This window comes from Streptomyces sp. CC0208 (assembly GCF_003443735.1).
Taxonomy (GTDB): Bacteria; Actinomycetota; Actinomycetes; order Streptomycetales; family Streptomycetaceae; genus Streptomyces; species Streptomyces sviceus.
In genome coordinates this window covers 8,064,032-8,083,575 of sequence record NZ_CP031969.1, presented here as the reverse complement: position 1 = coordinate 8,083,575, position 19,544 = coordinate 8,064,032, and the positions used below count along the sequence as shown (strand labels likewise).

Here is a 19,544-nt window from a genome sequence, read left to right as displayed (position 1 = left end):
GTGTTACTCGCCGCCGTACGGCAGTGTCGTGCCCGGCAGGTTGTACTCGTCGCGTCTGCCGCACATCCCGAAGCCGCCGAACCGGGTCGGCGCGGCCTCGTGGGCGGTCGCCTCGCCCAGATACGACGGCTCGCCGGACGCCAGCGCGTCGAGCTGGTCGCCGGTGCGCTCGGCGGTGGCCAGGGCGCCGGCCTGCCACAGCTCGCGCCAGCGGGGCACCTTGTCCCGCACCAGCCGGGCGGCGGCCCGCTGGAACTCCAGGTACGGGCCGTTGTCGCCGGCGGCCAGGGCCTCGCGCAGCACGAGGTAGCCCTCGACGGCGAGGTCCCTGCGGCGCCGGGCGGCGTCCGCCGTGTCCGGCCCGGTGCCGGGCGGGAGCTGGGCCGCGGCGGCGTAGCGCTCGGGGTCGGCGAGCACCTCCGGCGGGAAGGTGAAGACGGCGTCCCCGGCCTCGGGCAGGCCGCTGTTCTGCATCAGCACGGTGATGCGCAGGTCGCCGCCCTGGACCATGCGGTGCACGGTGCCGGGTGTGAACCAGGCGATCGAGCCGGGCTCCAGAGGGATCTCGCGGTAGCCGTCCGGGCTCAGCGTCTGCACGGCACCCCGGCCGCCGGTGACGACGTACGCCTCGGTGCACACGAGGTGCAGATGCGGGCTGCCGCCGCACACGCCGTCAGCGGCCTCCCAGTCGTAGGCGCTCAGGTGGGACAGGCCCACGGCGCCCGGCAGCGGGTGGGGAAGGCCGGGCTTCACCAGGACAGGCCTTCCAGACACGAGGAGACGCGTTCCTCGTCCCAGGCGCCGTCGGCGACGACCAGCCGGTAGCGGTACTCGAAGGACTCCCCCGGCGGCAGCTCGAACTCCTCGAAGAACGCCCAGGAGAACGCGACCGTCGGGAAGGGCTGGGAGCGCACGAACCAGTGCGACTCGTGGATCGCGGTCCCCGCGTCGAGGTTCTCGGGGGCGTGCGCGAAGACGAGCGTGGAGTGGGCGTCCACGTCGTCGTGTTCGGTGGTGAAGGCGAGCCAGGGGCTCTGGCTGCCCATCAGCTTGTCCGCGTCGCCGTCGGTGTCCGGGGCGAAGACCGCCCCGCCGGTGAAGTCGCGGGGGCCGCGCCACTGGAGTCCGGTGTAGCCGGCCATCTCACGGCCAGCGGTGGTGGGGGAACCGAAGGCCAGGGGCTCGGCGCGCAGATTGGTGAGCCGGATCGACCAGTCGAGCGCCCAGGAGCCGGCGGCCTCGTCGACCGAGTGGACGGCCAGTCCCCGCTCTTCCCGGGCCCACTCCTCGCCGCCGTTCTCCACCCAGGTCAGCGTCTCGGTGACGTCCAGCCGGGCCTCGGAGACGGCGAACGCGGTGAAGCCGTCGTGCCGCATGGAGCCCACGCGCTCCGGCAGGGAGAGATAACCCTGGCCGTGGACATAGCAGTTGCCGCCCCAGAAGTTCTGCCCCGACAGATGGCTCGCCGTCATCTGCAGGCCCTTGTGCCAGCGGTGGTCGTTGGGCCTGTAGCCGGTCACCGTGCGGCCGCCGAGGGTGCGCACCGGGTGGGCGTAGGGCTTCTGGGCCTCGAAGGCCTCGGGATCGGGTCGGTAGACGTAGCGGAGGATCTCCGTGCCGTTCGCCGCCTCGACGGCGATGTGCTCGCCGTGGACGTGGCTGACGCGGATGCTCATGCGCGCTCCTTGGGGGCCCAGTGGGGGTGGTCGCCGTGCATGGCCGGGTAGAAGGGGTCGCCCGGCGCGATATCGCCCGCGTGCACGGGCCGCCCGGTGAACGCGGACTTGTAGAGCGCGGCGGCGAACTCGAGGGTGGCACGCGCGTCGGCGCCGCTGCCGGGAGGCCTGACACCGTTGTCGTACGCATCGAGGAGTGTGGCGAGCTGGGCCGTGTGCGAGCTGGGCACGTCCGCGGCGGGGGTGCGCCAGACGTCGACGCGGTCGGCGGCCACGTGGGGGGCGGGCGTGTAGGTCCAGTCCTCGTTGCGGTGCCCGTACAGATGGGTGAGTTCGACGGTCGCGTCGGCGCAGTCGATGCGGATGCGGCTCACCTCGTCGGGTGACAGCACGCTGTTGACGACGGTGGCGAGGGCGCCGTTCTCGAACCGGACGAGGGCCGTGGAGACGTCCTCGCTCTCGGTGTCGTGGACCAGCCGGGCGGCCATGGCGCGGATCTCCGTCCACGGGCCGAGCAGGTGCAGGAGGAGGTCGAACTGGTGGATGCCGTGGCCCATGGTCGGGCCACCGCCCTCGCTGGCCCAGGTCCCGCGCCACGGTACGGCGTAGTAGGCGGCATCCCGGTGCCAGGTGGTCTGGCAGTGCGCGACCCGGGGGGCGCCCAGCTCGCCGCCGGCGATGAGCTCGCGCGCGTGGACGGCGCCGGAGCCGTAGCGGTGCTGGAAGACCACGGACGCGTAGGCGCCGGACGCCTCCTCGGCCGCGGCGATCTCGTCGTACTCGGCGAGCGACAGCGTCAGCGGCTTCTCGCACAGCACCCAGGCGCCCGCCTTGAGGGCGGCCACCGTCTGCTCCCGGTGCAGCGACGGCGGAGTGCCGATGAGGACCAGATCGGGGCGTACGGCGTCCAGCATCGCGGCCATCGAGGTGTACCCGGCGACCTCGCCGCCCGCGAGCTCGCGGAAGGCGTCGAGTCTGCCCTGGTCCACGTCGACGGCGGCGACCAGTTCTGTGCGCTCGGCGTGGGCCCTGAGCGCGGACAGATGGCTGCCGCTGACGATGGCGCCGGTGCCGACCACGGCGACGCGGCGGCGGGCTGGACGGGGCATACGGTCCTCCTGGGACGTCCGGCGAGGGGACGCTGACGTGCGGGGAAAGCGCTTGCTCTCCCGGGGACGACCCTAGATGCCCGGCGATTGTCCTAACAAGACCCCGGGCGGTGATATCGGTGAACACGCCACGCACACCGTTCGCCCACCTGCCTGACTCAGGAGAGCGCGGCGAACAGATCGTCCAGCGGGGCGGGCACCCGGTCCGGGGCGAGGGCCTCGACGAGGACGCGGCCGTAGTGGATCTTGCGCCCCTTCTTCGTGCCGAGGAAGCGCCGCAACTGCTGGTGCGCGGGGCGGCCCTGCTGGGCCGGCTGGGACAGGAAGGTCTGCAGGGGCCGCAGGTCGCCCTCCTCGCGTACGAGCTCCTTCACCCGTGGCACACCCAGCGCGCGGATGAGTTCGTCCTCCAGGTCCGCCGCGCAGACGAAGTACCCGTCCGGTGCCGCGCCGGCCCGTTCCCAGCCCCGGGCGTAGAAGGGCTGTTCCCGCTGGTCGCACAGTCCCGTCAGACGCAGGCCCAGGCCGGACGGGCCGAGGAGGCCGGCGTAGCGGCCGACGCCCATCGCCCCGCCCATCGCCAGGACGCAAAGCCCCTCGGCGGCCAGGTCCCGGCCCCGGGTCGCGGCCAGCGCGTCGACCGCCGCCACGTCGCTCGGTCCTTCGAGCAGGACCACGGTCCGGACGGACAGCCGTGCGGCCAGTTCGCGTGCCGGGTCGCCGGGGCCACCGGCCGCCCACGCCGTGACCGCGTCCCGGAACTCCCCCATGTCAGCCATGGGACGAGTCTGTGCCCTCAGCTGCCCCGACGGTAGGCAATTTCCACGGGGCTCACCGGCCCGGACGGGAGGCGATGTCCGCCGACCGCACCGGCCCGGACGGAAGGCAACGTCCACCGGCCACACCGGCCCGGACGGAAGGCAACGTCCACCGGCCACACCAGCCCGGACGGGAGGCGATGTCCGCCGACCGCACCGGCCCGGACGGAAGGCAACGTCCACCGGCCGCACCGGCCCGGACGGAAGGCAACGTCCACCGGCCACACCAGCCCCGACGGAAGGCATGCCCACCGGCCACACCAGCCCCGACGGAAGGCATGCCCACCGGCCACACCAGCCCCGACGGAAGGCATGCCCACCGGCCACACCAGCCCGGACGGAAGGCAACGTCCACCGGCCACACCGGCTCCGACGCGAGGCCACGTCCACCGGCCTGTCGGGGGCAACGCCCACCAGCCTCACCAGCCCCGACGGGACACAACGCCCACCGGCCTCACCGCCCCGCCTCCCCATGCGTCACCCGGATCTTGGACTGGCCGTGCGGGAGGTCCTCCCAGTCGGCCATGAAGCGGGCTCGCAGCCCGTGCTTCTCGGCGAGGGACACGAGCGTCTCGACGCGGTAGTAGAAGTCCTCCCGCAGCACATGGTGTTCCTCACCCTCGGTGCGGTCGAAGGTGAAGTCGAACCAGCCGCCCGGGGCCAGGACCCGGCCGACGTGGGCCAGGCACTCCTCGATCACCGGCAGCGGCGAGTGCGAGAAGACGCTGTGCGCGTGGACGACGTCGAAGTGGGCGTCCGGCAGGAAGCGCAGCGTCAGGTCGCGTACCGGCGTCAGGTTCGGCAGCCGCTTCTGGAGGGACATCTCGACGATCGTGTCCTGTGCGGCGAAGAGGATGTCGGGCGAGATGTCGATCCCGTGGTAGTTGCCCGGCTCCAGGTGGCGGATGAAGCGCCAGCCGCCGCGCAGGTTGCCGCAGCCGATCTCCAGCATGCGGTGCTCGGGACGCAGGCCGTGGCCGATGAGGTAGTCGAACTGCATCGCACCGAGCGCCAGCCAGCGCTCCCGGCTGCGGCTGCCGACGGCCGCGTCCGGGTCGGTGCGGGTGTCGGAGCGCATCACGGCGCGGTAGTAGGAGATGTGGTCCGGGTGACGGCGGCGCAGCCACAGGTCGCGGGCGGCGCGGGCCAGATGGCGGGGCACGCGGTCGGGATGGCGCAGGGCGTATCCGACCCGGTGGCCGAGGGCGGCACGGTTGGCGGTGAGGTTCCTGGCGGGCATCGGGAGGCCTTTCGGAGGTCTTGGCTCTGCTGCCAAGCCTCGGTGCGGCGGCCGACGGTCCGGCTCGGCCAACAGGCTCTGGCCCCGGGGAGGTTCGGGCGACCGCCATGTCAGCCGATCGGTTGATGCGGTCCCGTGCCCGGCACGTTAGACACGGAGCATGGACCACACCGATCCGGACGAGCGCTGGCTGGGCGCGATCGTGCACGGCGCGTTCTTCCTGCTGCTCGGCTCGTCGTTCGCCCGCTTCCTGAGCCGCGACCAGGGCGGGGCGCGTACCGGCTGGGTGACGGCGCTGTTCGCCTTCTTCTGTCTGTTGTACGTCCTCGGACATCTGCTGGCTCCGCCGCCCCGCCCAGGGCTGCCGCCCACCCGGCGTCATCTGGTCTGGCTGGGCTCGGTCACCGCCGTCTGGGTCGTCCTGCTGGTGCTCGCGCCGAGCGCCACCTGGTGTGTGATGCCCCTGCTGTTCGCCGGGCTGCACGCGCTGCCGCCGAGGATCGCGGTACCTGCGGCGGCCGTGCTCACCGCGCTGGTGGTGCTCTCGGAGATACGGGTGGCGGACGGGCCGCTCAACCCCAACATGGTCGTGGCCCCGCCGGCCGTCGCCGCGGTCGCCACCGCCGTACTCGTGCATCTGCAACGGCAGGGCGCCCGGCAGCGCGTGCTGATCGGGGACCTGGTGCGCACCCGCCACGAACTCGCCGCCACCGAGCGGCGGGCCGGTGTCCTGGCGGAGCGGCAGCGGCTGTCCGCGGAGATCCACGACACCCTCGCCCAGGAGTTGTCCAGCCAGCGGATGCTGCTCCAGGCCGCCGAGCGGGTGTGGGGCACGGACCAGGGCGCGGGCCGGAAGCACGTGCGAGCGGCGGCGGAGATCGCCTCGCGCAGTCTCGCCGAGGCCCGCCGTTTCGTGCACGACCTGGCCCCGGCCGACCTCGCGGAGCGTTCCCTCGCCGAGGCGCTCGGCGAGCTGGCCCGGCGGGAGAGCGGCCCGGGGCTGACCGTGGAGTTCCGGCTCGACGGGGAACAGGGCCCGCTGCCGGAACGGGTCGCGGCGGCGCTGCTGCGGATCGCCCAGGGCGCGCTGGCCAACGTACGGGAGCATGCGGCGGCGACCCGGGCCGCGCTCACGCTGACCTGGCTGGACGAGCAGGTCTCGCTGGACGTCGCCGACAACGGGCGGGGGTTCGAGCAGGCCGGGTCCCCGGGGGCCGAGGGGTCGACGCGGGGGCACGGGCTTCCCGCGATGCGGATCCGGGCCCGCCAGGTGGGCGGCACGCTCACCGTGGAGTCCACCCCGGGAGAGGGCACCGTGGTGTCGGCCGCCGTCCCGCTCGTCGTCAAGGAGCCCGCTCTGTGAGCACGTTGCCGCCCTCCTCCCCCGTACGGCTCCTGCTCTGCGACGACCATGCCGTCGTACGCGCCGGGCTGCGCGCCCTGCTCTCCAGCGCGGACGGCATCGACGTGGTCGGGGAGGCCGCGACCGGGGAGGAGGCGCTCGCCATGGCGGCGCACCTGAACCCCGACGTCGTACTGATGGATCTTCAACTCGAAGGCGGCATGGACGGGGTGACCGCCACCCGGCGGCTGACCGCCCGCGGCGAGCGGGGCCCTCGGGTGCTGGTGCTCACCATGTTCGACACCGACGCCGACATCACCCGCGCCGTCGAGGCGGGCGCCATCGGTTATCTCCTCAAGGCGGAACAGCCCGAGGAGCTGTTCTCCGCCATCCGTGACGCGGCGTCGGGCCGCGGCGCGCTGTCCGCGCCGGTGGCCGACCGGCTGCTGACCCGGCTGCGCAGCCCGCGCCCCGCCCTGTCCGCCCGTGAGCACGAGATCCTCGCGCAACTCGCCCGTGGCCTCGGCAACCGGGAGATCGCCCGGGCCCTGTTCATCAGCGAGGCGACGGTCAAGACCCATCTGGGGCGGATCTACGGCAAGTTGGGCGTCGAGACCCGGGCCGGCGCGGTGGCCGTGGCCAAGGAACGGCGGCTGCTGCCGTGACCGGCGGCGGGAACCAGGGACGTCCGGCGGCGGGAACCAGGGACGTCCGGCGGCGGGAACCAGGGACGTCCGATCCGCACTCTTCCGTTACGGCAGGCACCCTTGACAGCATGCGTACTGTTTGGCGACGTTTGATCCTTGCCGACACTTCGATCGGCGGGACGCGGACGCCGCGTCGTGGGGGGAATTGGGGGGGAACGATCGCCCATGCGATCAATGAGCAGTGACACGGACATATCGATCCACAGACCCGAAGAGCTCGACACCTCGCTCCGCGAGGCCTGGCACCGGGCGATGGACGAGACGCCCGACTACGCCAACCCGTTCCTGGCACCGGAGTTCGCGGCCGGGATCGGCAGGCACCGCGGCGGCGCCCGGGTGGCGGTCCTGCACCAACGCGGCGAGGCCGTGGGCTTCCTCCCGTACGAACAGGGTTCCTTCGGCGTCGGCCGGGCCATCGGGCTCGGGCTGTCCGACTGCCAGGGCCTGGTGCACCTCCCCGGGGTCACCTGGGACACCCGGGCGCTGCTGAAGGCGTGCCGGCTCTCGGTGTTCGAGTTCGACCACCTCGTCGAGGAGCAGAGACCCTTCGCCCCCTACGTCACGGGCACGTTCGCCTCCCCGGTGATCGATCTGAAGGTGGGCAGCGACAGTTACCCGGAGTGGCTGCGCGGCGCGTACCCGGGGCTCGCGAAGACGACCCTCAAGAAGGAGCGCCGGCTCACCCGCGACCTGGGGGAGATGCGGTTCGTGTTCGACGAGCGCGACCCGACGGCGCTGCGCACGCTGATGCGGTGGAAGTCCGCCCAGTACCGCAGGACGGGCCGGATGGACCGGTTCGCGCGGCCGTGGATCGTGCATCTCGTGGAGGACCTGTTCCAGGTCCGCGAGGAGCACTTCACCGGGCTCCTCTCGGTGGTGTACGCCGGTGACCGGCCGGTGGCCGCCCACTTCGGGCCGACCTCGCGCACGGTGTTCGCCCCCTGGTTCACCGCGTACGACCCGGAGCTGCGCTACTACTCCCCCGGCCTGATCATGCATCTGCGGATGGCCGAGGCCGCGGGCCGGCGCGGGGCCCGGGTCATGGACATGGGGCGCGGCGACAAGGAGTGGAAGGACTGGCTCAAGACCCGTGAGCTGCGCGTGGCGGAAGGATTCGCCACCCGTGCCCATCCGGTCGCGACGGCCCACCGCCTGTGGCGGCGGCCGGTGCGGGGGCTGCGCAACACGGTCAACGCCCACCCGGCGCTGCGCGAGCCCGCGGACCGCCTCCTGAAGACCGTCGGCACCCTGCGCACGTCCGCGCTCCACGCGGACTCCGACAGCGCGGGACCGCGGGCGAGCTGAGCCCGTCGGCTCGGCTTCCGCCGACGGCGCGTTGTTCTCCTCCACAGCCCTCACAGCCCTTTCCTGGACCGTCGACACAAGGGGTGCCGATGCCGTACGGCTCGCGGCTGGCCGCGACGATGACCCGGCGACTGGGACGCGAATGCGTCTACACGCCCTCGGCCCGGCTGGCCCTGTACCTGGCGCTCCGGCGCTGGTGCCGGCCGGGCGCACGGGTGCTGATGTCACCGGTGAACGACGACGTGATCCTGTTCGTGGTCCTCGCGGCCGGACTGCGCCCCGTCATGGCGCCCGTGTCCGTGTGGGACGGCAACATCGACCCGGCCGCCGTGCCGGAGTCGACCTGGCGCGACGTGGACGCGGTCCTGACCACCAACCTGTACGGCGTGCCCGACCAAGTGCTCGAACTACGCCGCCGCTGCGCGCAGCTGGGGATCCCGTTGTTCGAGGACGCGGCACACGCGATCGGCAGCCATGTCGACGGGCAGCCGGTCGGGACCTTCGGCAAGGCGGCGGCGTTCAGCCTGTCCAAGCACGTGGCGGGAATGGCGGGCGGCTTCCTCGCCGTCGAGGACGCCCGCACGCGCCGCGAGCTGGAGCTGCTGCGGGACGACCTGCTGGTCCCCGGGCGGCTGCGGGAGGACCTGACCACCACCCTGCGCCCACTGGCCCGGTCCGCCGTCCGGTCGCTCCATCTGGTGCGCCCGGTGTGGCGGACCATGGAACGCCTCGGGCTGATGGAGCGCGACGCGTTCCGGATGGCCCTGCACGCACCGCGCCTGGCCGCCTCCGCCCGGGAGGCCCCGAGCCTGACCGCCTACGAGCGGTGGGTCCGGGTCGATCTGCACGGCTACCGTTCCCGGCACGGTGCGCTGGTCCGCGGCCAGTTGGCGCTGCGGATGGCCCGGCTCGACGAGGACCTGGCCCGGCGCAGGGCAGGGGTCGCCCTGCTGGCGACCACCCCGTGGGCCTCGCCGGCGCTGCGCGACCGCACGGCGCACGACGGCCCCCTCCCGCTGTTCCGGGTGCCGCTCCTGGTCCACGACCGCGACGCCCTCGTCCGGCGGCTGGTGCGGCACGACGTGGTCTGCGGCTACCTCTACGACCCGCCGCTGGACGACTACGCGGGTGCGGAGTTCGTCGAGCCCTCCCCCGATCCGGCGCCCGCGCGCTGGTTCGCCGCGCACACGCTCCCGGCCGATCCCCTGCTGGCCCGCAGGATCGTGGCCGCGTTCACGAAGGAGCGGGTGGCCGACGCGCACCCCGCGCTGCTGCGTCCGGTACCGGACGCCACATCGCCCCGGCTGCTGGGGCAGTGAACTGTGCCACCCCGACGATCGATCAAAACATCAGGGGGTTAGCATATGAGCGCCGCCTAGCTCGAAAGAGAATTCTGTGACTGTCAAGGACGACTCGTTCACCGACTGGAAGAACCGCGAGGAGATCGCGGAATCGATGATCCCGATGATCGGGAGGCTGCACCGGGAGCGTGATGTAACGGTTCTTCTCCACAGCCGTTCCCTGGTGAACAAGTCGGTGGTCAGCATCCTCAAGACCCATCGGTTCGCCCGGCAGATCGCCGGCGAGGAGCTCTCCGTCACCGACACCCTGCCCTTCGTACAGGCCCTGACCGCGCTGGACCTCGGCCCCTCGCAGATCGACATCGGCCGGCTGGCCGAGATCTACAAGACCGACGACCGCGGTCTGTCGGTGGCCGAGTTCACCGCGGAGGCCGTGGCCGGCGCGACGGGCGGCAACAAGATCGACCGCCGTGAGCCGCGGGACGTGGTCCTCTACGGCTTCGGCCGCATCGGCCGCCTGGTCGCCCGGCTGCTGATCGAGAAGGCGGGCTCCGGCAACGGGCTGCGGCTGCGCGCGATCGTGGTCCGCGGGGGCGGCGAGCAGGACATCGTGAAGCGGGCCTCGCTGCTGCGCCGGGACTCCATCCACGGCCAGTTCCAGGGCACGATCACCGTCGACGAGGCCGAGAGCGCGATCGTCGCCAACGGCAACACCATCAAGGTGATCTACGCGAACGACCCCTCCGAGGTCGACTACACGGCGTACGGCATCAAGAACGCCATCCTCATCGACAACACCGGCAAGTGGCGCGACCGCGAGGGCCTCTCGCAGCACCTGCGCCCGGGCATCGACAAGGTCGTGCTGACCGCGCCGGGCAAGGGCGACGTCCCCAACATCGTGCACGGCGTCAACCACGACACCATCAAGCCGGACGAGCAGATCCTGTCCTGCGCGTCCTGCACCACGAACGCGATCGTGCCGCCGCTGAAGGCGATGGCCGACGAGTACGGCGTGCTGCGCGGCCACGTGGAGACGGTCCACTCGTTCACCAACGACCAGAACCTGCTGGACAACTACCACAAGGCCGACCGCCGGGGCCGCTCCGCGCCGCTCAACATGGTGATCACGGAGACGGGCGCCGCCTCAGCCGTCGCCAAGGCGCTGCCCGACCTCAAGGCCCCCATCACCGGCAGCTCGATCCGGGTGCCGGTGCCGGACGTCTCCATCGCGATCCTGAGCCTGCGCCTGGGCCGCGAGACCACCCGCGAGGAGGTCCTCGACCACCTGCGGGACGTCTCGCTGACCTCCCCGCTCAAGCGCCAGATCGACTTCACCACAGCCCCCGACGCGGTCTCCAGCGACTTCATCGGCTCGCGCCACTCCTCGATCGTCGACGCCGGCGCCACCAAGGTCGACGGCGACAACGCGATCCTCTACCTCTGGTACGACAACGAGTTCGGCTACTCCTGCCAGGTGGTCCGGGTCGTGCAGCACGTGACCGGCGTGGAGTACCCGACGTATCCGGCGCCCGCGGTCTGATTCCGCCGCGGGTGAGGGTCGTGAACGGCGAAGGGGCGCGGTGCGGGTGGGGCGCGGTGTCCCACCCGCACCCCGTCGCCGCCGGTACCAGTGCCGGTGACCGGGGCCGGTGGCCAGGGCCCGTTGCCGGGCCCCCTCCGCCGGTCCTCGGTTCTAGTGCCCGCGGAACGCCTCCTCCAGCCACCACGCCCCGCGGTCCCGCACCACCTTGGCGTCGATCAGCAGCGGGACGGACCGTGGGCCGGCGACCCAGTCCGCCACGGCCTTGAGATCCGTCCGCGTGTGCACGGTCACCGCCTCGAAGCCGTAGCCGCGGGCCACCGCCGCGATGTCGGTCGGCGGGAACTCGACGGTGTCGAGCGGGTGTCCGTCGGGGCCGAAGTGGTGGACCTCCGCTCCGTAGGCGTCATCGTTGTACACGACGACGACCATGGGGAGCCCGAGCCTTCGTACGGTGTCGAGGTCGGCGGCGCCCATCAGCGCGCCGCCGTCGCCGAGCGCGGCCACCGGCAGCCGGTCCGGCCGGGCCAGGGCCGCGCCGATCGCGGTGGCGAGGCCTAGGCCGATCGACTGGTAGGCCTGGGTGAAGCAGAAGCCGTCCTGGTCGGGCACGGACAGGAACATGCTCGGGTGGCCCATGAAGTTGCCGGAGTCGACGCCGATGACCCGCTCCGCGGGCAGGATGTCGTCGAGGGCGATGCTGAGGGTGCGGGGGTCGATCCGGTCACGGGTGCTCGTGTCCTCGTACGGCAGGTCACGCCAGCGCACGCGCGTGGCGACGGCCTCGGCGATGTCGGGGGTCCGCAGGCCCTGCCGTGTCCCGCCGAAGGCCGCGAGGACGTGCCGCGCGGTGCGTTCGACGTCGCCGGTGACCCCGAGCTGCAGTTCCCGGTGCGCGCCGAGTGCCGAGGGGTCGTCGTCGACCTGCGCCACGGTCGCGTCGGCGCCGATGAGGGCGCCGTGTCGCATGGTCCACATGTTCAGTGCGCAGCCCCAGCCGACGATCAGGTCGGCGCCACCGATGAGTTCGGCCGCCAGGGGCGAGGCGAAGCCTCCGGACACGTCGAGCGACCAGGGGTTGCCGTGGAACAGGCCGCGCGCCACGGCCGAGGTCGCCAGCAGCGCGCCGCAGCGCTCGGCGAGGGCTTCGAGGGCGTCCCGGGCGGCGGGTGAGCGTGAGCCGCGGCCGGCCACGAAGACCGGTCGCCGGGACTGCTCCAACAGCCGTGTCAGGGCGGCCACTTCGGCTGCGGCCGGTTCGACCGCCGGTCGCGGCGGCGGGGCTGCCGCCTGAGCGAGGGCGCCGTCGGGGGCGTCCGACGCCTGCACTTCCAGAGGGAGGTTGAGCAGCACCGTCCGCCGCTCGTGCAGGGCCCGCCGTACCGCCGTGCACGCCTGTTCCACGGCATCCTCGGCCGAGGTGATCCGCAGCGGCACCGCGCCCACCGCGGCGCCGAGCGCGTCCTGGTCGACGTAGAAGTTGGAGGTCGGCCTGGTGACCTCGGCCGCGAGCACCACGAGCGGCGTACGGCTCTTGGCCGCCTCGGTGATCCCCGTCAGCGCGTTGGTCAGCCCGGGCCCCTGGTGGACGCTGACGGCGGCCACCGTGCCGCTCACGCGCGCGTAGGCGTCGGCCATCGTCGCCGCACCGCCCTCGTGGCGGGCGGCGACAAAGCGGGCGCCGGCCGCGACCATGGCGTTGGTCAGATGGAAGTTCCCGGATCCGACGACGCCGAAGACCTGCTCGACCCCGGCCGCGTGCAGGGCCCGTCCGACGGCCTCGGCGACCTTCACGACCGCTCCACCAGTGCCAGCACGCGCGCGGGCGAGCCGGAGCCCGCCACGATGGGCAGCGGTCCCGCGACGACGACGCTCCCGGTGGCGGGCAGTGCGGCCAGGTTCTGGAGCTGGGTCAGGCCGTACTTGTCGCTGCCCATCAGATAGGAGTGGCAGGGGAAGGCGGGGTCGAAGGAGTGCCCGCGCCCGGCGTCCGTACCGACCGTCTCCACACCGAGGCCGATGACGGGCGACTCCTCGGCCACCCAGCGGGCGCACTCCGGGGACAGACCGGGGGTGTGCGGGCCGCTCTCGTCGGCGTTCAGGAAGGCCTCCTGGGAGTGCGAGCGGGCGTCCCAGCCGGTGCGCAGGAACAGCCAGCCCCCGTCCGGCAGCGGCCCGTTGTGTTCCTCCCAGATCTTGATGTGGTCGACCTCGACGAGGAAGTCGGGGTCCTTGGCCGCCTCGGCGGTGAAGTCCAGGACGGCGGCGGGGGCGATCAGCCGCTGCGCCGGGACGGACGCCACGTCGGCGAGGTCCTTTCCGGTCACCCAGTGGTTCGGGGCGTCGAAGTGGGTGCCGGTGTGCTCTCCGCTGCGGAAGTTGTTCCAGTACCAGGCCGGTCCGCGGTCGTCGTACCGGCTGATCTCCTCCAGCTCGAAGATCGCCGTCTGGCCGAACTCCGGCGGCAGTTGGATCACCGGTGTGGACGAGGACAACGGCGAGGTGAGGTCGACGACTTCGATCGAACCGGCCCGCAGCGCGGACACCAGCGCGGCGAGAAGGGACGGCTGCTCGTGCATGAGGGCCTCCTGAAACGCTCCGAGGCCGCCAGCATGGCACCGCGTCGGCCGTCGGCGTCACCGTCTCTCCCGAGGAGCCGCAGGCGCGGCGCGGAGTGCGCCCTAGGAACCACGACGGGCCCCGGATCGCAGGATCCGGGGCCCGTGGGGGTGTTCGGTCAGTTCACGCCGACGTGCGCGTTGACGCCGAGCGCGACACCCTCGGCGGAGACGGAGGCACCGGCGTCGGCGCAGACCTCGAGGTGCGCCACCTGGAGGTGGAGACCGGCAGTGGTCGCGGCGGCGACACCGCCGGAGATGGCGTCCAGGGCGGCGTCGTCGATCTCGGCGGCCTCGATGAGGGGGGCGACGTTCATGGCGCGCGGTTCCTTTCGCAAGAGCAATCCTCGAGGAGGGGGGACACCGGATGGAAGCACGCCAGGCATGGACACGGCCAGTCGGCCGACCGGGCCCCACGGTGCAGGTCGGTTCCCGGCTTCACCGGCGTCGCAACACGGTCACCGAATCCACCGGGTTCTTCACAGGATTTGCTGTGGCGGTGTCCGGCCCTTCATGGCCGTGCGGTTCCCAAGACGGACACTCCACCACCAAAAAGCCGTGCGCCCGTGCGGCCATGGTGCGGCCATGACTACCGTTCGGTTTCCGCGTGACCGACCGGTGAACGGTGTGCGGGTTCGCCGGTTTTTCGATGCGGCTCGGCCGAAGCCCTCAGGACTCCTCGGTTCTCGGCACGGAAAACGTTTTTTTCTGTGCCGGGGTAGACTTGCGTCGCCCATGGGAGTGAGCGTCCGAGGACTACGTCCTGCCTGGTCGTACGGCAACAGCGAGGGGGTGGACGCCATTTCGGTTCGCCCCGCCCGTATCCAGGACGTCGCGGCCGCCGCCGGGGTCTCGGTCTCCACGGTGTCGAACGTCCTGAACCGGCCCGAGCGGGTCAACGCGCGCACCGCCGAGCGGGTCCGGGACGCGGTCGCCGCTCTCGACTACGTCCCGCATCCGGGAGCCGCCGGTCTGCGCACCGGGCACTCGTCGTCGATCGGTCTGGTGCTGCCGGACGTGGCCAACTCGTTCTACTCGCGCATCGCGCGCGGGGCCGCGGACGCGGCGTACGAGCACGGCTACTCCCTCGTCCTGTGCGACAGCGGGGACGCGCCGGAGCGGGAGCAGGGCTACTTCACCATGCTCATCGAACAGCGGGCGGTCGGCGCGGTGGTGGTCCCGCTCAGCGCCGACCCCACCCGGCTGTCGCGGCTGCGCGAGCGCGGCATCCCGCTCGTGCTGGCGGACCGCGCGATGCCGGCCCAGGAGGGCTGTTCGGTCTCCGTCGACGACATCGCGGGCGGCCGTGTCGCCGTACAGCACCTCCTCGACCGAGGGGCGCGCGACATCCTCGTCGTCAACGGCGAGCGCACGATCCGTCAGTGCGCCGACCGCTACCAGGGCGCCCGCCAGGCCGTGCGCACCCGGCGGGAGGCCCGCCTCGGCCAGGTCGTCGCCGAGGAGATGACGGTGGCGTACGGCAGCGACATCGCCCACGGCCTCGACGAGTTGCCCGACGGGGTGTTCTGCACCAACGACTTCCTCGCGGCGGGGCTGTGCCGGGCGCTGGGCGAGCGCGGTGTGAAGATCCCGGAGGACGTGCAGGTGGTCGGTTACGGCGACCTGGACATCGCGAGTTTCGTGGGCACCACCCTGACGACGGTCCGCCAGCCGGTCGAGGAACTCGGCCGGGCGGCCGTCGAGATGCTCCTGGACGAGGTGGAGGCCCGCACGGAACACGCCCACGAAGCAAGGGTGTTCGCCCCGGCACTGGTCCTGCGGGACTCCACGCGGGCTGTCTCAGACGCGCCTTTCTAGCCGTACCGGCCCCAGCAGCCCCGACGGAAGCTGGGAGGGGAAGGCCCAGGCGGTCGGTGTGGCCTCGGCGAGGTACGGCGCCAGGGTGTTGTGGACGGTCACGTCGAGGCGGACGGTACGCCCCGCGGTGCCGCGCAGTGCGAAGCGGTACGGCGCACAGAACGCCTCGCCGACGAGTTCACCGTCGACGCACACCTCGACGCTGCCGCGCACCCGCCCCAGATCCAGCACCGGGTCCGGTCCGGCCGGCACCTCCAGCGTCCGCGCGTACGTCACACCCCCGCTCCAACCGCCCAGGCCCAGTTCACCCCACTCCCCCAGCGGAAGGGGTGCCGGTACCGTGCGCACCCGTACCGGTCCCCGCCAGGCGGAGCCACCGCGCAGAACGGCCGTGGGAGCGGTGACGATTTCACACCCAGCCGCCTTGCCGAGCGGCTCATCCAACATCAACTCGTCTTCTTGCAAGCCCCGTTCCGGGCTGCCGTCGATCCTCACCCGCGCAGGGAGCGCCAGTGGCAGTTCGAGTGACACGGTTCCCGCCGGCACGGTGAACCGGAAGCGCTGCTCGGCCTCCCGCAGATCGTCGGTGGACCGCAGGGACAGTACGGAGGAGCCGAGCACCGGGGCGCCGGCCAGCCACTCCGCCCCGGGCAGCGGGTGCGGCCGTACCGCGGCACCGCAGTGCTGCAACTCCCCCCACCGGCCCTCGTGTTCGACGGTCGGGCCGTGCCACTCTCCCGTCCGGGCCTCCCAGCCCGGGCCGCTGACCAGGGCGGTCGTGTCCGCCACGAGGTCGACATAGATCCCGTCGCGCGCATCGACGCTGTCCGCCACGACATCGAGCACGTGATCGCCGCCGCTCAGCGTCAGTTCGTGCCGGAAGAACATGGGTACCGCGCCCCAGTCGGACTCGTAGTACTCCACCTTCTCCTGCCGTGCGACGACGGCTCCGTCGAGCAGGACGGTCACCCCGACCGCGGCGCCCACGACGAGGACCGCCGCCGCTCCCCGGCCCGGGGCAGTGATCCGGCCGCGGTAGGTCACGCTGCCGTCCGGCCGTACGCCGTCGGGCAGGCGCATGAACAGGGGGCGCGGCGCGAACCCGTCCGGGCGGGACAGGCAGAAGTAGCTGCCCAGCGGGGTGTCGGCGGCCCCCGAGATGGTCTGCGGCCGGTCCTGGGCGTCGGTCAGCTCGTACTCCAGCACATTGCGGGCCCGCTCGACCTCCACCCGGGCCGACGCCAGATAGCCGCCGCCCGTCTCCAGCGGACTGCCGTTCCACCACACGCGTTTGCCCGCCGCCGCGCCGATGTGCAGGTCGGCAGCCCCGCGATGGTCGGTCTCCACGACGGTCCTGACCCGGGCGACCATCCCGCTCACGGGCACCGGGACGCGCACGAACTCCTCCGGCACCAGGCCCTTGTTGCCGAGCAGACCGTCCGGATCCGGGATGCCACGACTCGACGAGTACAGCGAGACACCCCAGTCCGCGGCAGCCAACTCCCGCTCACCGGACAGGACTTCCTCGACGCCGACAGGGTCCAGGGGAGCCGGCGCCTGCGCGGTGGGCACGGGCGCAAGGACGCGGACACGGTTGCCGTAGGTCGCCCGTACCGGCTCCCAGTTGTCCCCGGTCTCGGTCCACCGCATGGTCCAGATCTGCGGCTCGGTGAGCGGGGTTCCGGCGGGCAGGGCCAGGTCGCCCCAGGTGTTGTCCATGGTGGGAGCGAGCCGGCCCTCCCAGCCGGTGGACAGGTCGATGGACTCCGTCGAGACCGTGGAGGACGGGGGTACGGCGTCCGTCGGCGGGCCTTCGCGCCATACGACGAGGGCGGCGGGGGCGCCCTCCAGCGGCACCTCGATGATCGAGACGCCGTCGGTGACGGTGACGCGTCCGGGGCGGCGGGTGCCGGTCGCCGGGTTCCAGATCTCGGCCTCGGCGACCGGGGCCCGCACGGTGACGGAGGAGGTGCGGGCGTAGCGCGCTGGGTCGATCCCGTGGCGGCCCCTGGGCGGATGCGTACGGGCGTCGGGGAACGCCCCCGTGACCAGCGCGACCGCCGCGTCGCCGTTCCTCCTGACGAGCAGCGGCACCTCGCCCGTGGCGTATCCGGCGGCGTCGGCCACCGCCGTCGCACCGGCCTCGGCTTCGGTCACCCGCTCCAGGCGGGGATGGTCCAGCAGCGCGGCCACCACGGAGTCGTCACCGGTGAGCCCAGCCGCCTGGGTCGGCGGGCGGCCGACGACCACGACCCGCCCCCCGGCGTCGAGGAGTTCGGCCAGGCGGCGGGCCGTCTCGTGCTCCAGGACGCTCGCCGAGGGCAGCAGGACCACGGTGTACGCCAGGTCCCTGATGCGCAGGGCCCCGTCGCCGGTCTTGGCGGTCTGGATCGAGGCGTCGTCGATGACGTCGAAGGAGATCCGGTGGCGGTCGAGGGCGCCGACGGCGGGCTCCAGCCAGTTGTTGGTGCCGCACAGCTCCAGGTAGTGGCGCTGGGTCTCGTCGACGTCGGCGTGGGCCGCGCCGAGGCGGCCGTCGCCGAAGTGCTGGACGGGAGCGTCCAGGGGAAGGAGGGCCTGCATGGTGGCGGTGGGGTGCAGGACCGCCACGTCGGCGCTGTAGGTGCCCCAGGAGAGGATCGAGCAGATCCGGGCGACGGCACGGGAGAAGGCGGGGTACTGCCGCCAGTACGGCTGGCGCCAGTCGGTGGACGGCGGCGCCCACTCGAACCAGCCGCCCGCGGTGCCGAAGTAACTGGCGTGCGGGTTGTAGAGGTTGGCGCCGCTGCGCAGGAACGGCAGCAGCCAGTCGTAGGTCTCCTCCAGGGTGCCGCCCCAGCCGGAGGAGTGGAACGACTCGATCCAGACGCGCTCGTGGCCGTAGAGGTGGGCCATCGAGGAGTGCACCTTGGCGTCGCCGTGGTGGTCGCTGCCGGCGGCGCTGTACCAGCGGTGGGTGCGGAAGTAGTCGGTGTAGAGCTGCGTCGACTGGGCTGGGAAGCCGGAGCGCGCGGGGTGGCTCTGGTCGCAGCCCAGGAGCAGGCCGCGCTCCTCGTGCCAGGCGGCGAGGGGACGGAACAGGGCCTCTTCGGTGAGTTCGGCGCGGACGGCGTAGTAGTCGGCGCGGATCCTCCGGGCCCGGTCGGAGTCGTCCCCCGCGAAGAGGGCGGGAAGGTGTTCGAGGAGGTCGTAGCCGCGTCGGGTCCGGAACTCCTCGGGGAAGCGGGCGGTCCAGGAATTGGTGGCGGGCAGTTCGTCCTGGAAGCTGCCGGCGATGACGTTGCCCAGGAACCCGGGTACGCGACGGTCGTACTCGTGGTGGATGGCGTCGAACAGGAGGCCGACGGATGCCGGGTTCAGATAGTCGAAGGCCGTGGGGACGGCGAGGGCCAGGCGCACCTCGGTGCCGTCGGGGGCCTCGACGCGCGCCGGGCCGGTGACCGGCAGGCGGGCGCCCGAGCTGCCGTACGCGCCCAGCAGTGTCTCCGTGCCCTGCAGGGCGACGGTGCCGCCGGAGACGACCGTCCGGCGCGAGCGCAGGGCGCGGCCCGCCGACTCGGGGTGCCTTCGGGTGATACTCCCCTGGACGTTGGCGCCGGAGAAGCCGATCTGGTCGTAGAACCACAGGCGCATGCCCAGGTCCCCGGCGAGCTCGCAGGCGTCCGTGAAGCGGGCCCACCACTCCTCGCCGAACCACACCGGGTCGTCGGTGCGGGCGCCGAAGGTGGGGCCGGCCGGCGCCAGGTTGATCACCACGAGGTTGTGGACGCCGCCGTCCGCGAACCGGCGCAGCTGCCAGGCCAGGCGGTCGCGGGTCACCTTCGCGCCGGACCACCACCACAGCGGGGTGGGACCGAAGTCCCGGGGCGGGTTGTCGAACAGCTGTCGCAGGGCTGGAGAGATCACGGATGGGTCCTTCCGACTACGGCCCGGACACTCTCACCGATCAAAAACGTTTTACGTCAGCCTCACGGTAGGACACGCCCACGGCGCCCACCAGAGCTGCGGGGTCGTCAGGTCGTTTCCACGGATGGCCGCATGACGTCTTGTTGGAACGTTTTTACCCTCCT

General features: G+C 72.4%; 15 protein-coding genes. 6 read left to right on the top strand and 9 right to left on the bottom strand.

Annotated elements, in window-relative coordinates:
* Positions 1 to 3: 3 nt before the first annotated feature.
* From D1369_RS37065 to D1369_RS37045, 5 genes are all read right to left on the bottom strand, one after another.
* On the bottom strand, positions 4 to 774 hold the full coding sequence (locus D1369_RS37065; protein ID WP_240436121.1) for a cupin: 771 nt from the start codon (positions 772 to 774) through the stop codon (positions 4 to 6).
* A complete protein-coding gene (locus D1369_RS37060) occupies positions 750 to 1,676 on the bottom strand; it encodes a PmoA family protein (RefSeq protein ID WP_118082875.1) in 927 nt (308 codons plus the stop codon). Before D1369_RS37060 ends, D1369_RS37065 begins: the two co-directional genes overlap by 25 nt.
* Positions 1,673 to 2,785 carry a Gfo/Idh/MocA family oxidoreductase gene (locus D1369_RS37055; RefSeq protein ID WP_007380090.1) on the bottom strand — a complete coding sequence of 371 codons (1,113 nt, stop codon included), beginning with the start codon at positions 2,783 to 2,785 and terminating at the stop codon, positions 1,673 to 1,675. The genes D1369_RS37060 and D1369_RS37055 overlap by 4 nt, the downstream gene beginning before the upstream one ends.
* A 158-nt stretch (positions 2,786 to 2,943) precedes the next feature.
* Positions 2,944 to 3,564, bottom strand: a complete 621-nt coding sequence (locus tag D1369_RS37050; RefSeq protein WP_118082874.1) for a TOPRIM nucleotidyl transferase/hydrolase domain-containing protein — start codon at positions 3,562 to 3,564, stop codon at positions 2,944 to 2,946.
* 493 nt (positions 3,565 to 4,057) lie between these two features.
* Positions 4,058 to 4,843, bottom strand: coding sequence for a class I SAM-dependent methyltransferase (locus D1369_RS37045; RefSeq protein ID WP_007380092.1), 786 nt, complete (start codon positions 4,841 to 4,843; stop codon positions 4,058 to 4,060).
* Positions 4,844 to 5,003: 160 nt separating this feature from the next.
* On the opposite strand from D1369_RS37045, the gene D1369_RS37040 reads away from it, so the two are divergent.
* The 5 genes from D1369_RS37040 to D1369_RS37020 all read left to right on the top strand — a co-directional run bounded on the left by D1369_RS37040 (position 5,004) and on the right by D1369_RS37020 (position 11,038).
* Entirely contained in the window at positions 5,004 to 6,206 is a 1,203-nt protein-coding gene (locus D1369_RS37040; protein WP_007380093.1) for a sensor histidine kinase, read from the top strand.
* Complete coding sequence (locus D1369_RS37035; RefSeq protein ID WP_007380094.1) at positions 6,203 to 6,850, top strand: response regulator transcription factor; 648 nt, start codon at positions 6,203 to 6,205, stop codon at positions 6,848 to 6,850. The genes D1369_RS37040 and D1369_RS37035 overlap by 4 nt, the downstream gene beginning before the upstream one ends.
* 207 nt (positions 6,851 to 7,057) lie before the next feature.
* Positions 7,058 to 8,197: a GNAT family N-acetyltransferase gene (locus D1369_RS37030; RefSeq protein ID WP_037899009.1), complete on the top strand. Its 1,140-nt coding sequence runs from the start codon at positions 7,058 to 7,060 to the stop codon at positions 8,195 to 8,197.
* Positions 8,198 to 8,286: 89 nt separating this feature from the next.
* Positions 8,287 to 9,516, top strand: coding sequence for a DegT/DnrJ/EryC1/StrS family aminotransferase (locus tag D1369_RS37025; protein WP_050789669.1), 1,230 nt, complete (start codon positions 8,287 to 8,289; stop codon positions 9,514 to 9,516).
* Between the two features lie 76 nt (positions 9,517 to 9,592).
* Positions 9,593 to 11,038, top strand: coding sequence for a glyceraldehyde-3-phosphate dehydrogenase (locus tag D1369_RS37020; RefSeq protein WP_007380097.1), 1,446 nt, complete (start codon positions 9,593 to 9,595; stop codon positions 11,036 to 11,038).
* A 153-nt stretch (positions 11,039 to 11,191) separates the two neighbouring features.
* Here D1369_RS37020 and D1369_RS37015 read toward each other — a convergent pair whose 3' ends face one another.
* From D1369_RS37015 to D1369_RS37005, 3 genes are all read right to left on the bottom strand, one after another.
* On the bottom strand, positions 11,192 to 12,832 hold the full coding sequence (locus D1369_RS37015) for a thiamine pyrophosphate-binding protein (RefSeq protein ID WP_118082873.1): 1,641 nt from the start codon (positions 12,830 to 12,832) through the stop codon (positions 11,192 to 11,194).
* A complete protein-coding gene (locus D1369_RS37010) occupies positions 12,829 to 13,617 on the bottom strand; it encodes a cyclase family protein (protein WP_037899012.1) in 789 nt (262 codons plus the stop codon). Before D1369_RS37010 ends, D1369_RS37015 begins: the two co-directional genes overlap by 4 nt.
* A 158-nt stretch (positions 13,618 to 13,775) precedes the next feature.
* Positions 13,776 to 13,973 carry a hypothetical protein gene (locus D1369_RS37005; protein WP_007380100.1) on the bottom strand — a complete coding sequence of 66 codons (198 nt, stop codon included), beginning with the start codon at positions 13,971 to 13,973 and terminating at the stop codon, positions 13,776 to 13,778.
* Positions 13,974 to 14,448: 475 nt separating this feature from the next.
* On the opposite strand from D1369_RS37005, the gene D1369_RS37000 reads away from it, so the two are divergent.
* Complete coding sequence (locus D1369_RS37000; protein ID WP_007380101.1) at positions 14,449 to 15,474, top strand: LacI family DNA-binding transcriptional regulator; 1,026 nt, start codon at positions 14,449 to 14,451, stop codon at positions 15,472 to 15,474.
* Here the strand turns inward: D1369_RS37000 and D1369_RS36995 are convergent.
* Positions 15,457 to 19,380, bottom strand: a complete 3,924-nt coding sequence (locus D1369_RS36995) for a glycosyl hydrolase (protein WP_007380102.1) — start codon at positions 19,378 to 19,380, stop codon at positions 15,457 to 15,459. The two genes, D1369_RS37000 and D1369_RS36995, sit on opposite strands and share 18 nt — an antisense overlap.
* Between the last annotated feature and the right edge of the window lie 164 nt (positions 19,381 to 19,544).

Coding starts and splice junctions, on each gene's coding strand:
- D1369_RS37060 (WP_118082875.1), bottom strand. CDS start 1,676: ATGAGCATCCGCGTCAGCCACGTCCACGGCGAGCACATCGCCGTCGAG.
- D1369_RS37055 (WP_007380090.1), bottom strand. CDS start 2,785: ATGCCCCGTCCAGCCCGCCGCCGCGTCGCCGTGGTCGGCACCGGCGCC.
- D1369_RS37050 (WP_118082874.1), bottom strand. CDS start 3,564: ATGGCTGACATGGGGGAGTTCCGGGACGCGGTCACGGCGTGGGCGGCC.
- D1369_RS37045 (WP_007380092.1), bottom strand. CDS start 4,843: ATGCCCGCCAGGAACCTCACCGCCAACCGTGCCGCCCTCGGCCACCGG.
- D1369_RS37040 (WP_007380093.1), top strand. CDS start 5,004: ATGGACCACACCGATCCGGACGAGCGCTGGCTGGGCGCGATCGTGCAC.
- D1369_RS37030 (WP_037899009.1), top strand. CDS start 7,058: ATGCGATCAATGAGCAGTGACACGGACATATCGATCCACAGACCCGAA.
- D1369_RS37025 (WP_050789669.1), top strand. CDS start 8,287: ATGCCGTACGGCTCGCGGCTGGCCGCGACGATGACCCGGCGACTGGGA.
- D1369_RS37010 (WP_037899012.1), bottom strand. CDS start 13,617: ATGCACGAGCAGCCGTCCCTTCTCGCCGCGCTGGTGTCCGCGCTGCGG.
- D1369_RS37005 (WP_007380100.1), bottom strand. CDS start 13,973: ATGAACGTCGCCCCCCTCATCGAGGCCGCCGAGATCGACGACGCCGCC.